At 74.3% G+C, this 13448-nt stretch carries 12 protein-coding genes; 6 read left to right on the plus strand and 6 right to left on the minus strand.

Annotation, left to right across the window (positions count from 1 at the left end):
* Positions 1–22: 22 nt before the first annotated feature.
* Together OG937_31155 and OG937_31160 are read right to left on the minus strand one after the other, a co-directional pair.
* Complete coding sequence (locus OG937_31155; protein ID WUD75837.1) at positions 23–2137, minus strand: YhgE/Pip domain-containing protein; 2115 nt, start codon at positions 2135–2137, stop codon at positions 23–25.
* Positions 2109–2858 carry an ATP-binding cassette domain-containing protein gene (locus tag OG937_31160; protein ID WUD75838.1) on the minus strand — a complete coding sequence of 250 codons (750 nt, stop codon included), beginning with the start codon at positions 2856–2858 and terminating at the stop codon, positions 2109–2111. Before OG937_31160 ends, OG937_31155 begins: the two co-directional genes overlap by 29 nt.
* A gap of 199 nt (positions 2859–3057) precedes the next feature.
* Here OG937_31160 and OG937_31165 point away from each other — a divergent pair, with 199 nt between their 5' ends.
* From OG937_31165 to OG937_31175, 3 genes are all read left to right on the plus strand, one after another.
* Positions 3058–3549: an SAV_6107 family HEPN domain-containing protein gene (locus tag OG937_31165; protein WUD75839.1), complete on the plus strand. Its 492-nt coding sequence runs from the start codon at positions 3058–3060 to the stop codon at positions 3547–3549.
* A gap of 87 nt (positions 3550–3636) precedes the next feature.
* Positions 3637–4407: a methyltransferase domain-containing protein gene (locus OG937_31170; GenBank protein ID WUD75840.1), complete on the plus strand. Its 771-nt coding sequence runs from the start codon at positions 3637–3639 to the stop codon at positions 4405–4407.
* Positions 4408–4641: 234 nt separating this feature from the next.
* Positions 4642–5052, plus strand: coding sequence for a DUF3040 domain-containing protein (locus OG937_31175; protein ID WUD75841.1), 411 nt, complete (start codon positions 4642–4644; stop codon positions 5050–5052).
* Positions 5053–5235: 183 nt separating this feature from the next.
* On the opposite strand, the gene OG937_31180 is transcribed toward OG937_31175, so the two are convergent.
* From OG937_31180 to OG937_31195, 4 genes are all read right to left on the minus strand, one after another.
* Positions 5236–7782, minus strand: a complete 2547-nt coding sequence (locus tag OG937_31180; GenBank protein ID WUD78943.1) for a DUF3488 and transglutaminase-like domain-containing protein — start codon at positions 7780–7782, stop codon at positions 5236–5238.
* A complete protein-coding gene (locus OG937_31185) occupies positions 7782–9125 on the minus strand; it encodes a DUF58 domain-containing protein (protein ID WUD75842.1) in 1344 nt (447 codons plus the stop codon). Before OG937_31185 ends, OG937_31180 begins: the two co-directional genes overlap by 1 nt.
* Before the next feature lie 34 nt (positions 9126–9159).
* Entirely contained in the window at positions 9160–10137 is a 978-nt protein-coding gene (locus tag OG937_31190) for a MoxR family ATPase (protein ID WUD75843.1), read from the minus strand.
* A 108-nt stretch (positions 10138–10245) separates the two neighbouring features.
* Positions 10246–10788: a carbonic anhydrase gene (locus tag OG937_31195; protein WUD75844.1), complete on the minus strand. Its 543-nt coding sequence runs from the start codon at positions 10786–10788 to the stop codon at positions 10246–10248.
* 236 nt (positions 10789–11024) lie between these two features.
* On the opposite strand from OG937_31195, the gene mraZ reads away from it, so the two are divergent.
* The 3 genes from mraZ to OG937_31210 all read left to right on the plus strand — a co-directional run bounded on the left by mraZ (position 11025) and on the right by OG937_31210 (position 13015).
* Complete coding sequence (mraZ, locus tag OG937_31200) at positions 11025–11456, plus strand: division/cell wall cluster transcriptional repressor MraZ (protein WUD78944.1); 432 nt, start codon at positions 11025–11027, stop codon at positions 11454–11456.
* 156 nt (positions 11457–11612) lie between these two features.
* Complete coding sequence (gene rsmH, locus OG937_31205; protein ID WUD75845.1) at positions 11613–12581, plus strand: 16S rRNA (cytosine(1402)-N(4))-methyltransferase RsmH; 969 nt, start codon at positions 11613–11615, stop codon at positions 12579–12581.
* Positions 12578–13015 carry a septum formation initiator family protein gene (locus tag OG937_31210; protein ID WUD75846.1) on the plus strand — a complete coding sequence of 146 codons (438 nt, stop codon included), beginning with the start codon at positions 12578–12580 and terminating at the stop codon, positions 13013–13015. Before rsmH ends, OG937_31210 begins: the two co-directional genes overlap by 4 nt.
* Positions 13016–13448 lie beyond the last annotated feature (433 nt).

The raw sequence follows: 13448 nt of genomic DNA on the forward strand, positions 1-13448 counted from the left end.
GGGCGCCCGGTTCCGTGCGGCCTCACAGGGACAGCTCCGGATGCAACCGGTCCAGCGTCCACACCTGCCTGCGGCGGGCCGCCACCGCGGTCAGCGCCAGCGCGCCCGCGGTGAAGGCGAGCAGCACCAGGACCGCCCGCCACACCGGCCAGAGCCCGCCGCCCGTGATGAGGTGGCGCAGCCCCTCGACGACGTAGGTCATCGGCAGGAAGGGGTGGATCGCGTTGAAGAAGCCGGGGCTGGTCTGCACCGGGTAGGTGCCGCCCGCCGAGGTGAGCTGCAGCATGAGCAGCGCCAGCACCAGCACGCGTCCCGCCGGCCCGAAGCGGGCGTTGAGCCACTGCACGATGGCGGCGAAGCAGGCGGTCACCAGCACGAGGAAGCCGACCGTCCCGGCCGCCCGCACCATCTGCAGGCCGATCGCCCAGTGCAGCACCGCCATCAGGGCCAGTGTCTGCAGCACTCCTATGGCGAGCACCGGCAGCCACCCGGCCACCGCGATCCGCCAGGCGGGGGCGCCCGCGGCCATGGCACGCCTGCTGAGCGGCGTCAGCAGCATGTAGGCGACCATCGCGCCGACCCACAGGGACAGCGGGATGAAGTAGGGGGCGAAGCCCGTCCCGTAGTTGGGCGCCTTGTGCAGCGACTGCGCGGCGAGCCGGACCGGGTCGGCCATCACCTCGGTGCGGTCGGCGCGCTCCGCGCCGTCGTAGTCGGGGATCCGGGACGCGCCGTCGTGCAGGCCGTCGGCGAGCTGACCGCTGCCGTCGGTGAGCCGGGTCAGACCGGTCGTCAGCTGGTTGCTGCCGTCCGACAGCCGGTACATCCCGCCCGCCAGGGTGTCGGCTCCGGAGGCCAGGTCCCGGAGCCCGGCGTCGAGGGCGCCCGCGCCGTCCGACGCCGTCCGCAGCCCCTTCGCCACCTTGTGGGCGCCCGCGTTGAGCCGGTTGACACCGTCGACGGCGTTCTGCAGCTTCGTGGCGAGCGCCGGGTCCGACAGCGCCACGGCCGCCGAGTGCAGCGTGCCGAGGTCGTCGCGGAGGTCGTCGAGTGCGGCGGAGTGCCCCTGCACGTAGGTGTCGAGACGGGCGGCGACGCCTGCCACCTCGTCGGCGGCGTCGACGGCCTTCTTCAGCGTCCGGCACTGGGGGGTGACGGCGCCCAGGGGGCACTGCTCGGCGTAGGCGTCGTGGATCCCGGCGGCGGCCGCCTCGGCGTCGCGGACCGCCCGCGCCGACTGCCGCGGCAGGTCGCCGATGCCGTCACGGGCGGCCTGCGAGCCGCGGGCGACGACCCGGGCCACCGCGTTGATCTCCTTGACGTGCTGCTTGACGAAGGTCAGTTCGTCCGAGGCACCGTTGACCTTGTCGGCCAGTGCCTGGGTCCCCGAGGCGACCTGACCGGCGCCGCTGTCGAGCGCTCCCAGCCCGCCGGCCAGCGAACTGCTGCCCTTCTTCGCCGTGTGCAGGCCGCCGGCCAGCCGGCGCGCGCCGTCCTCGGCGGTGGAGATGCCGTCACCGAGCCTCTTGGAGCCGGTCCGGGCCGAGCCCGCGCCCTTGGCGACGTCGTCCGCGCCGTCGGCGGCCGTGACCGTCTCGTCGTGGAGGTCGGAGAAGGCCACGAAGATCCGGTCGTAGAAGTCCCTCGACGCCTTGGTGGAGGCGGCGGACCGCACTTCGGAGAAGACCGTGCGGGAGATCTGCCCCACGACGTAGTTGTTCGCGTCGTTGGTGCGCACCTGGAGCGCGCCGGTACGCGGGTGGTCGCCGGAACTCGATGCGACGCGCGCGCTGAAGTCCCGCGGGATGGTCAGCGACAGGTAGTACGTGCCGTCCTCGACGCCCTTGGCCGCCTCGGCGGCGCTGGTCTCGCGCCAGTCGAAGGTGTCGCTCTCCCGCAGGCCGTCCACGATGGAGTCGCCCGCGGCGAGCCGTTGCCCGTTCACGGTGGTGCCCTGGTCGGCGTTCACCAGGGCGACGGGGATCTTGTCCAGCCGCCCGTAGGGGTCCCAGAAGGACCACAGGTACAGGGCGCCGTAGAGCAGCGGCAGGAGCAGCAGCGACACCATGGCCGCGCGTGGCAGCCGCCCCCTGCCGAACTTCCTCAGCTCAAGCGCTGCCAGCCTCGGCGTGCGCATCGGCCGCCCCCTCCTCGTCGTCGGTCTTCGTGTCGGTTTCCGCGGCGGTTTCCGTGGTGGGCTGCCGGGTGCGCACCACCACGGCGTCCCCCGGAGCCTGGGAGCACACCGCCAGCACGGTCGTGCCGCCCGCGGCGACGGCCCGCAGCATCGCCCAGGCCTCCTCGCGTTCCGACGGGGCCAGCTTGTGGTCGGCGTCGTCCACCGCCAGCGCCTTGGGGCGGGCCAGCAGCGCGAGGGCGGTGCCCAGACGCAGGGCCTCGAGCCGCTCCAGGTCCCGGGCGGCGGTGCGCTCGGCCTTGGGCAGCGTCGACAGGTCCAGCCCGGCCGCCGTCAGCGCCTCGTCGACGCGCGCCCCGTCCGTCGCGCCGGGCCGCACCAGTTCGCGCAGCGAGCCGCCGAACCGCCGCTGCAGCAACACGCGTTCCCGAAGGTGCTCGCCGACGGTGAGGGCCGGGTCGAGTTCCGCGACCCCGGTGACGGGGCCGAGCGCCGCGACGCGGCGGACCGCGGCGAGCTGTTTGGGCAGCGTGAGCCCGGCCACCTCGGCCCGGCCCTCCGTGGCGCGCATGCGCCCGGTCAGCGACAGCAGCAGACAGGTGCGGCCCGAGCCGGAGGCACCCTCGACGGCGACCAGACCGCCCGCCGGCGCGGTGAAGGTGACGTCCCGGAACACCCAGCCCCGGGGCCCCTTGAGCCCGAACCCCTCCGCGGTGATCACTCGCCCGCCCCCATTCTTTGAACTGACCAGTCAGTGCAAAAACACTAACGCATGGCGTCACCGGACCGCGAATCCAGGGACGTTGTCCGGCCACCGCGACCGTTTGCGCAGGTCAGCGCGATTGTCAGAGGTGTGCTTCACGATGAGTGGTGAAGGTCAGGAACTGTCGGACACGTCATGCGAAGACAGGAGGAACGTGATGACCGTGCCAGCCCGCAGGGCCGCCGTCGTCGGCGGCGGTGCCGCCGACGTCCACCCCGTGCTGCGCAAGGCCACCGCCCCCGCGGCCGCCCTCGACCTGCTCGTCCAGGCCCGGCGGGGGCTCGATGAGGCCGCCGCCCTGGAGACCCCCAACGACCGTTTCGCCACCGCCCACTTGGCCGCCCTGCGCACCGCGGCCGCCGTCCTCGCCGTGCGCGGCCGCCCCGAACCCACCAGGCGGCGCCGGCAGCGGATACGCAGTGCCTGGGAGGTGCTGCCCGAGGTCGCGCCCGAACTGGCCGAGTGGAGCGCCCTGTTCGAGGCGGGAGCCCGTCAGCGGGCACGCGCCGAGGCCGGCATCCAGGGCGCGGTCAGCCCCCGGGAGGCCGACGACCTCGTCCGTGCGACGGGGATGTTCCTGCGGCTCGTGGAGCGCCTGCTGGTGCTGCAGCCCGTGCTGGACCGGCCGCAGACCGGCCGTCCCGCTTGATCGGCCGCCGGGCGGCGGCCCACTAGAGTGGGTCCCAGGCTGGGCCGACCGGTCCCCTGCCCCGTCCGTCCGCGAGGAGCCGTCCGCATGTCCCGTCCAGGAGGGGCCGAACCGCTGCGGCCCCGCGCAGCCCTGCGTACCGCCGTGGTCTGGGAGGTCCTGCGCGATGCGCTCGACCGGCAGGCCAAGGCCGCCGGACGGGACGTCCTCGACGTGCTCGACACCGGTGGCGGCACCGGCAACTTCGCGGTACCCGTGGCCAGTCTGGGTCACCGGGTGACCGTGGTCGACCCCAGTCCCGACGCGCTCTTCGCCCTCGAACGCCGCGCGGCGGAGGCAGGCGTCACCGAACGTGTCCGCGGGGTGCAGGGCGACGCCCACGGCCTGCTCGACGTCGTGCCGGCCGGCAGCCACGACGTCGTGCTCTGCCACGGCGTGCTGGAGTACGTGGACGACCCCGCCGAGGGCGTGCGCAACGCCGCGGGCACCCTGCGCGCCTCCGGCGCCCTCAGCCTGCTCGCCGCCAGTCGCCACGGGGCCGTGCTCGCCCGGGCGCTCGCCGGTCACTTCGGCGAGGCCCGGCACACCCTGGACGACCCCGACGGCCGCTGGGGCGAGGGCGATCCGGTGCCCCGCCGCTTCACCGCGGGCGAGCTGACCGCGCTGGTCGCCGACGCCGGACTGCGGGTCGGATCGGTGCACGGTGTCCGGGTCTTCGCCGACCTCGTCCCCGGCGTCCTGGTGGACACCGAACCGGGCGCGATGGACGCCCTGCTGAGGCTGGAACTGGCCGCCGCCGAGCAGCCCGCGTTCCACGCCGTGGCGACCCAGTTGCACGTGCTGGCCGAGCGCGGCTGAGCCGGAACGGGGGGCGCTTCCCCTTGCCTCTTCCGGTCACCCACCGGGAGGAGTCCGTCACACGCCCCCCGATTCCCGGTTCAGGGCCTTATGCTGGCATGACGTGGCGTTCGACGGGGAAAACACCCCCCGTCGGATTGGCGTAGTGGGGCGGGTTTCACGGGGGCGATTCCCTGCCTATCCTGGAAGGGTCGTACCGGTCGCTCCCCCGCGACCGACGAGGAGGAGGACTCCGTGCCGCTCTCGGAGCACGAGCAGCGCATGCTCGAGCAGATGGAGCGAGCGCTGTACGCCGAAGATCCCAAGTTCGCGTCGGCGCTTGAGGGAAGCGGGCTGCGCACCTACACCAGGCGGCGCGTCTACCTGGCTGTGGCGGGCTTCCTGGTGGGCATCGGGCTGTTGATGGGCGGCATGATCGCCCAGCAGCCCTGGATCAGTGTCGTGGGCTTCCTCGTGATGCTCGGCTGTGCCGTTCTCGCCGTCACCGGCTGGCGCCGTGCCGCCAAACCGGGTGCGGCCCCCGCTCCCGCGGGGAACTCCCCGCAGGGTGCCGTCGGACGGGGCCGTCGCCACCAGCCGCGGCGCAAGATGATGGACCGCATCGAGGAGCGCTGGCAGCGGCGCCGCGACGAACAGGGCCACTGACACACAGACCAAGACGAAGGGGGCGGGGTTCCGGTCGGAACCCCGCCCCCTTCGCCATGCCGTCCTCGCGTGGGCCGGCGGGGGGTGCGGCATGCGGCCCGCCGACATGCGGCACCGCGCACCGCCGCGCGCCGCTCGTGACGGGACCCCCGGGGCCGGCCGACGGGCCGGCCCCCAGGGGCCTCAGGAGCTCCGGCGCTGCCGCAGCGGTCGCATCACGGCATCGCCCGCACCGCGCAGCCGGGCCGAGAAGCGGTCCGAGGCCGCCGACCAGCGCTCCGCGGACCGCCAGACGACCCGGACCGTGGAACGCGGCAGCAGCACGGCGCGGATCCGCGTCATGACGTCCGCGTTCCCGCGCAGCCCCTCCCGCACCAGCTGGACGTCCTTCGCGGAGCCCGTGGTCGTCGGCGGTCGCGGTGAGAACAGGGCCTGCTCCACCGCGGTCGCCAGGCGCTGCGCCGCCTCCGCCGAGGGCCCTTCCAGGCCCCCGTCGCGGACGAGGCGCGCCGCGACCCGGCGCGGGGTCTCGGACTCGTCGGGCCGCAGACCGTAGTCCCAGGCGGTGTCGATCAGCTCCAGCCAGGCCGCCAGGGTCCGGGCACCGTCCCGGGCGCCCATGGCGTCCAGCTCGCCGGCGGTCAGGCCCTGCGGGGCCCCGCCCTGCCCCTGCCCGTCGGCTCCCGCCGTGCCCCGGGCGCGCCCGGTGAGCTCCAGCCACGCCGCCAGGGCCGCCGGGTCCTGGCCGCCGCCGCGCAGCCGCTGGAACCGCTGCCTGCGCCGCCAGAGCAGCGGCAGCAGCAGGACCAGGACCACCAGCGGCACCACGGCCCAGGCGAGGACGCGCAGCGTCCACGTGACGATCTGCGGCCACAGCCGCTCGTCCTCCGTGCCGACGCCCGAGGCCTGCCCGAGGGGGTCGCAGTTGCCGAGCTGGGCGTCCTTGCCCAGGCAGGACGGGGAGACGGTCGGGCCGGTGCCGGCCCCGGCCCCCGCGGACTGCTCAGGGGTGTCGGGCGCCGCGGGCCCGGAGTCGGAGGTGGCCGCCTCCTGGGTGTAGCCCGGCAGGGTGCCGCGGGTCGGCGTGGGCTCGAACCGCGTCCAGCCGACGCCCTCGAAGTACACCTCGGGCCAGGCGTGCGCGTCCTTCAGCCCCACCGCGTACGCACCGTCCGACTCCGAGGTGCCGGGCGTGAAGCCGACCGCCACGCGCGCGGGGATGCCCAGGGTCCGCGCCATCGCCGCCATCGTGAAGGCGAAGTGGATGCAGAACCCTTCCTTGTTGCGCAGGAAGCGGGTGATGGCCTGCACGCCGCTGCCGGAGCGCACCGAGGTGTCGTACGAGAAGGCGCCCGAGGTGAACCACCGCTGCAGCGCGAGGGCCCGCTCGTAGTCGTTGGTGGCGTCCTTGGTGACCTCCAGGGCCGTCTGCGCCACCACCGCGGGCAGCGAGTCCGGCACCTTCGTGTACTCGGCCCGCAGCCGGGCGTCCGCAGGCGGCGCGCTCGCCAGCTGCTGCGCGGTCGGCTCCAGCGCCAGGCTGCTGACCTGGTAACGGGTGTCCGAGGTGGTCTGGCCCCGGTCGCCGATGATGGTGCGGCCCGTGGGCTCGAAGCGCCAGCGCCCGTCGACCTGCACCTGTGTGGCCGGGTACGGCAGCGGCAGCCACATCTGGACGTAGCTCTTGTCCGCGGCGACCGAGGTGGTGACCTCGGTGGCCTTCACGTCGGGACCGAGCCCCTGGGGGCTGGGCAGCACCTTGGGCACGCCGGTGAGGGAGCGCTGCGCGGGCTCCCACTTGTCACCGGTGAAGCGGTCGAGCGCCACGATCCGCAGGTACATGTCCGCGTTGGAGACGGCGTTCGTCCGGTACCGGAGCACGACGCGGTCGTCGGGCTGGTTGAGGTTGTCCTGGAGCGCGACCACGGGGTTGACCGCGGAGATCGTGCCGCCGCCGCGCCCGCTGCCCGTGCCCGAGCCCCCCGTCGGCAGCAGCCCCACGCCCATCGAGGGCAGCGCCGCCGGCGCCACCAGGGCGATGCCGAGCGCCATCGCCCCTATGCGGCGCCCGGTCCGCACCGGGGCCACCGCCCCGGTCGGTCCTCCGTACCCGGCGCGCGCCCCGGACCCGACGCCGCCGAAGACCCGGCCCCAGCGCGAGATCCGGTCCCGGCCCTCGGCCAGCAGGAGCAGCAGGTAGCCGACGGCGGCCAGCAGGAAGTACGGCCAGCGGGTGCCGTCGCCCCCGGCCAGCCCCGCCGCGATCGAGTACAGGGCCAGCAGCGGCAGCCCGGCCGGGGCCGCGCTGCCGTAGGTCACCGCCAGCGCGTCCACGGTCAGCCCGATCAGCAGCACGCCGCCGAGCAGCAGCAGCCGGATGCCCGGGGTGACCGGCGCCGGGATCGCGAACTGGGTCACGTCCTGCATCGCGGCCGTCAGCAGGTTGCCGAACTGGGTGTACGCCGCGGGCCCCGGCAGGAACCCGAGCAGGGCCTGTTCGCCGGCGAACATCAAGGTGAGCACCAGCAGCGTGACCACCGCCTGCGCCAGCACGGTCAGCGGGCGGGCCAGCGGCACCCGCCGGGCCAGCGCGCCCACCCCGGTCTGCAGCGCCACCAGGAAGGCGGCCTGCAGGATCCACGAGTTCGGCGTCGCCAGCGGCAGCAGCGAGCAGGCGGTCATCAGCGTCGCCGCCGCCGCGCAGACCGCGAGCCGTCCTCGTCCGCTCATCATCGCGTCCCCGCCTCCTCACGCGACCGGTACCGGTCGGCGCGCTGCCACAGGTCGGGCAGCCCGTCGCCGGCGGCGGCCGGGAGCACCGTCCAGCCCGCCTCGTGCAGCATCCGCACGGCCCGGGCCGAGCCGTCCTCCGGCGCGTCCCCGTCCGCGCCCGTCCGCGGCGCCTCGGGCCGTCCCGTCCCGTCCTCGTCCAGCGCCCCCCAGGCGGCGCTGTCCAGGACGAAGGCGACGGCGGCCCCCGCCCGCTGCCTCATCCGCCCCGCCATCGCTGCCTGCTCCTCGTCGAGGTCCCCGAAGAACGCCACCAGCAGGCCCTCGCTGCCCGTGCGCAGCACGTCCAGCGCACGGGAGAGCCCGGCGCCGTCCGAGTGGTCGACCACCGCCAGGGTGTCCAGCAGGGTGCCGGCCGCGTCGGAGGAGTCGGTGCCGCCGAAGCCGTCGTTCCCGGGCACCGTGCTGCCGGTGTCGGTGAGCAGCCGTACGGAGTAGCCGCGCTCCAGCATGTGCATCGCCACCGAGGCCGCCCCGGACACCACCCACTCGAAGGCCGAGTCCGGCCCGGCGCCGAAGTACGCCACGGCCCGGGTGTCCAGCAGCACCGTGCACCGGGCGCGGTGCGGTTGCTCCTCGCGGCGCACCATGAGCTCGCCGTACTTGGCGGTCGAGCGCCAGTGCACCCGGCGCAGGTCGTCGCCGTGGCGGTAGCCGCGCGGGATCACGTCGTCCTCGCCCGCCAGGGTCAGCGCGCGGGTGCGGCTCTCCCCGTAGCCGGAGGAGTCGCCCTTGAGCTTGACCGGCGGCAGCGGCTCCACGCGGGGCACCACGGTCAGGGTGTCGTACGCGCTGAAGGAGCGGGTCAGCTCGCACATGCCGAAGGGGTCGGTCAGGCGCAGCTGCAGCGGCCCCAGCGGGTAGCGCCCGCGCAGGTCGGAACGGACCCGGTAGGACACCTCGCGGTGGCCGCCGGGCTCCACCCGGTCCAGGATGAAGCGGGGCCGGGGCCCCAGCACGTACGGCACCCGGTCCTGGAGCATCAGCAGGCCGGTGGGCAGCCGCGACACGTTGTCCACCCGCAGGTGCACCCGCGCCTCGGACATCGCCGGCACGCGCGAGGGCGACAGCCGGCGGCTGCCGGCGACGCGGTAGCGCGTGCGGTGGAGCACGGCCACGCAGACCAGTGGCAGCACGGCCAGCAGCAGGCCGACCCGCAGCAGGTCCGGCTGCCCCAGGACGTAGGCGCAGACGGCCGCCGCGATCCCCGCGGCGAGGAACGAGCGGCCCCGCGTGGTGAGGCCGCCCAGGGCGGCCCGGAAGCCGCTTTCACGCTCGGTCACGCGGCACCTCCAGCGCCCCCGCCCGTCGTCCGGGTCACCGGCTGCCGTACGGGTCGGGGACCGGCGTGCGCTGCACGATCTCCGCGACGACCTGCTCCGGGGTGCGCCGGTTCAACTGGGCCTGCGCGGTCGGCAGCAGACGGTGCGCCAGCACGGCGCCGGCCAGCGTCTGGACGTCGTCGGGGAGCACGTAGTCCCGGCCGTCCAGGGCCGCCGCGGCGCGGGCCGCGCGCACCAGGTGCAGTGTGGCGCGTGGGGAGGCGCCGAGTCTCAGGTCCGGGTGGTCCCGGGTGGCCGAGACCAGGCTCACCGCGTAGTGCCGCACGGCCGGCGACACGTGAACCGTCCGTACCGCGTCGACGAGTTTGACGATCTCGTGCGCGTGGGCGACCGGCTGCAGGTCGTCCAGCGGGCTGACGCCCGCGTGCACGTCGAGCATCTCCAGCTCGGCCTCCATGCTGGGGTAGCCGATGGAGACCCGGGCCATGAAGCGGTCCCGCTGCGCCTCGGGCAGGGGATACGTTCCCTCCATCTCCACCGGGTTCTGGGTGGCGATGACCATGAAGGGGCTCGGCAGCGGGTAGGTGCTGCCGTCGATGGTGACCTGCCGCTCCTCCATCGACTCCAGCAGCGCCGACTGCGTCTTGGGCGACGCGCGGTTGATCTCGTCGCCGACGACGATCTGCGCGAAGATCGCGCCCGGCTTGAACTCGAAGTCGCGGCGCTGCTGGTCGAAGACGCTGACCCCGGTGATGTCCGACGGCAGCAGGTCCGGCGTGAACTGGATGCGCCGGACCGAGCAGTCGATCGACCGGGCCAGCGCCTTGGAAAGCATCGTCTTGCCGACGCCGGGGACATCCTCGATGAGCAGATGTCCCTCGGCGAGCAACACCGTCAGCGCAGTCCGTACGACCTCGGGCTTGCCCTCGATCACGTTCTCCACCGACCGGCGTACGCGGTCCGCCGTGGCAGTCAGATCGCTGAGGCTCGCTCGCGCGTCATAGGTCGTCACCCGGTTCTCCTCGGCCCGTTCCTGGGGACACGGTCATCCCTGGACCGGCCCTCCCCGTTACACGAAGCATTCTCCCCTTCAACTATGCTCCGCGTCACTCCGCTTCCGTTACTCGTTTGTGATTTCGCGCAGCAGGCCGGTGTGCACGTCGAACACAAACCCCCGCACATCGCCCGTGTGGGTCAGGAAGGGGGACGTCCGGACCCGCTGCATCGACTGCCGCACGTCCTGGTCGACGTCACGGAAGGACTCCACCGCCCAGGTCGGACGCTGGCCCACCTCCTCCTCCAGCTCCGTGCGGAACTCCTCGGTCAGCGACTCCAGGCCGCAGCCGGTGTGGTGGATCAGCACGACCGAGCGGGTGCCCAGGGCGCGCTGGCTGATGGTCAGCGAGCGGATGGTGTCGTCGGTGACCACACCGCCGGCGTTGCGGATGGTGTGGCAGTCGCCGAGCTCCAGGCCCAGCGCCTTGTGCAGGTCGAGGCGGGCGTCCATGCAGGCGACCACGGCCACCTGCAGAACGGGGCGGGCGTCCATGCCGGGGTCGCGGAACTGCTCCGCGTAGCGCCGGTTCGCCTCGACCAGCCGGTCGGTGACGGACGCCGTGCCGGTGCCGGCGGGAACCGCGGACTCATGCGCGTTTATCGACATGACACGACCGTAGAGGGCACGGTCTCTTCCGACCTGCTGCGGGGTCCGGCAAATCTCGGTCAAACCGGTGCACTGTGAGGTAACCCACAGGCGTCGCGCGCGCTCGCCCGTGCGGGTGATTCGGGCACGGACGCCCACGAGGGCGCCCGTGCCAGGGCAGGCTTCTCGTTGACCGTGGGGGCCGGTGGAGTAAAGTGGCGCGAAGTGGGTCGACCAACCTGGTGCGGGAGGTGCGGATGTTCCTCGGGACGTACGCGCCACGGCTGGACGACAAGAGCCGGCTGGTCCTCCCCGCGAAGTTCCGCGAACAGTTCGCGGACGGCCTGGTCATCACCAAGGGCCAGGAGCGCTGCCTGTACGTATGGCCGGTCGAGGGCTTCCGCGCCCTCACCGAGGAGCTGCGCAGCGCCCCCCTCACCTCCAGGGCGGCCCGCGACTACATGCGCGTGCTCTTCGCCGGCGCCCATGACGAGGTCCCCGACAAGCAGGGCCGCGTCACCCTCCCGCAGCCCCTGCGCGACTACGCCGGACTGCGCCGCGACTGCGCGGTGATCGGCGCCAACACCCGGGTCGAGGTGTGGGACGCGGCGGCCTGGGAGGACTATCTGGCGGGTCAGGAAGACGCCTTTTCGGCGTTGTCCCAGGAGGTGCCTCCCGGCTTACTGTGACCTCGCCCGTAGCCTGATGGCTCACGTACGAGTACGTGACGCTCGGCCTCCTCCCGCTCCCCGGTCCGCTGGCACTCCTTCCCCGGTGCCAGAAGGCCGCCCACGAGCGGGCGGGGACCCAGTGGTACGTCCCCGCGAGCAGATGAGAAGGGCTTCATGAGCACCACCCCGTCCGAGCCACGCCACGTCCCGGTCATGCTGGACCGCTGCCTGGACATGCTGGCGCCCGCCGTCGAAGCGCCGGGCGCCGTGGTCGTGGACGCCACCCTCGGCCTCGGCGGGCACAGCGAGGCACTGCTGCGGCGGTTCCCCGAGGTCCGGCTGGTCGCCGTCGACCGCGACCCCGCCGCGCTCAAGCTCGCCGGTGAGCGGCTCGCCCCGTACGGCGACCGGGCCACCCTCGTGCACGCCGTCTACGACGAGATCCCCGAGGTGCTGGAGCGGCTCGGCGTCCCCAAGGTGCAGGGCGTCCTGTTCGACCTGGGCGTCTCCTCCATGCAGCTGGACGAGGCCGACCGCGGCTTCGCCTACGCCCAGGACGCGCCGCTGGACATGCGCATGAACCAGACCGCGGGCATCAGTGCCGCCGAGGTCCTCAACACCTACCCGCCGGGCGAGCTGGTGCGGGTGCTGCGCGACTACGGCGAGGAGAAGTTCGCCCGCAAGATCGTGGAGGCGGTCGTCCGCGAGCGGGCACGCGAGCCCTTCACCACCAGCGCCCGGCTGGTCGAGCTGATCCGCGAGGCGCTGCCGCAGGCCGCCAAGCGGACCGGAGGCAACCCGGCCAAGCGCACCTTCCAGGCGCTGCGGATCGAGGTCAACGGGGAGCTGACGGTGCTGGAGCGCGCCATCCCCGCGGCCGTCGCCACGCTCGCCGTGGGCGGCCGGATCGTCGTGCTGTCCTACCACTCCCTGGAGGACCGCCTCGTCAAGGGCGTCCTCGCCGCCGGCGCGGCCATCACGGCGCCGCCCGGGCTGCCCGTGGTGCCGGAGCAGTACCAGCCGCGGCTCAAGCTGCTCACCCGCGGCGCCGAGCTGCCCACGGAGGACGAGATCGCCGCCAACCGCCGGGCCGCCCCGGCGCGGCTGCGCGGCGCCCAGCGGATCCGCGAGGCCCTGGCGTGAGGCGGCGCACATCGGCGGCGCGCTCGCCCTTCGTCCTGCTGATCGTGCTGCTGCTGGGCGGCGGCCTGATCACCCTGCTGCTGCTCAACTCGGCGGTGAACCGGGACTCCTTCAAGCTCAGCGAGCTGCAGAAGAAGACCACCCAGTACACCGACGAGGAGCAGGCGCTGCAGCAGGAGGTCGACCAGTACTCGGCGCCGGACGCGCTGGACGAGCAGGCCCGCGACCTGGGCATGGTCCCCGGCGGCAACCCGGCGTTCCTCGCGCCCGACGGCACCGTCCTGGGCAGCCCCGGCGCCGCGCCGTACGTGCCGGCCCCCAGCCCGAGCACGGCGCCCGCCACCGTCGCGCCCAGCGGCTCCGCGGCCGCCTCCCTGGGCCCGACGACGTCCGCCTCCGCCAAGCCCAGCACGAGCCCCGAGGAGACCCCGTGACCGCTGCTCCGGGGCCCCGTGCCCTCCACCCGCCCCGATCCGCCCGTCCGGCCGGCCGGGAAGGTGCCGGGGCGTGGTGACCCGCGACGGGGAGCCGCCGCGCGAGCGGGGCGACCGCGGCGAGCGGGGCGAACGGCGTGACCGGGCCGACCGGGAGAACGGCGCCGGCCGCCCGGGGCCCGACGCCCGGGGCCGTGGCGGCCGCGGTGACGGCGGCGGGGCCGCCCCCCGGCGCCGCCAGGTGCCCCGGGGACGCGACGGCGACGCCGGAGCGCCCGCACGCGGCGGCGAGACCGGCGAACCCCGCCGCAGGACCGCGCCCGGGCAGCAGGCGGGGGCACGCCAGCCCGCCGCACGCGGCGCGCGGCCGCGTGACGACGGCGGCCGGACCGCCCGCGAGACGGGCCGCGACCCGCGGGCCCGCAGGCCCACC

Origin of the sequence: Streptomyces sp. NBC_00510 (assembly GCA_036013505.1) — a bacterium.
In the GTDB taxonomy this organism is placed as follows: Bacteria; Actinomycetota; Actinomycetes; order Streptomycetales; family Streptomycetaceae; genus Actinacidiphila.

What these genes read in the sequence shown, in the direction of transcription:
- OG937_31155 (WUD75837.1), bottom strand. Translation starts at nt 2,137, where the DNA reads ATGCGCACGCCGAGGCTGGCAGCGCTTGAGCTGAGGAAGTTCGGCAGG.
- OG937_31165 (WUD75839.1), top strand. Translation starts at nt 3,058, where the DNA reads ATGACCGTGCCAGCCCGCAGGGCCGCCGTCGTCGGCGGCGGTGCCGCC.
- OG937_31170 (WUD75840.1), top strand. Translation starts at nt 3,637, where the DNA reads ATGTCCCGTCCAGGAGGGGCCGAACCGCTGCGGCCCCGCGCAGCCCTG.
- OG937_31180 (WUD78943.1), bottom strand. Translation starts at nt 7,782, where the DNA reads ATGAGCGGACGAGGACGGCTCGCGGTCTGCGCGGCGGCGGCGACGCTG.
- OG937_31195 (WUD75844.1), bottom strand. Translation starts at nt 10,788, where the DNA reads ATGTCGATAAACGCGCATGAGTCCGCGGTTCCCGCCGGCACCGGCACG.
- mraZ (WUD78944.1), top strand. Translation starts at nt 11,025, where the DNA reads ATGTTCCTCGGGACGTACGCGCCACGGCTGGACGACAAGAGCCGGCTG.
- rsmH (WUD75845.1), top strand. Translation starts at nt 11,613, where the DNA reads ATGAGCACCACCCCGTCCGAGCCACGCCACGTCCCGGTCATGCTGGAC.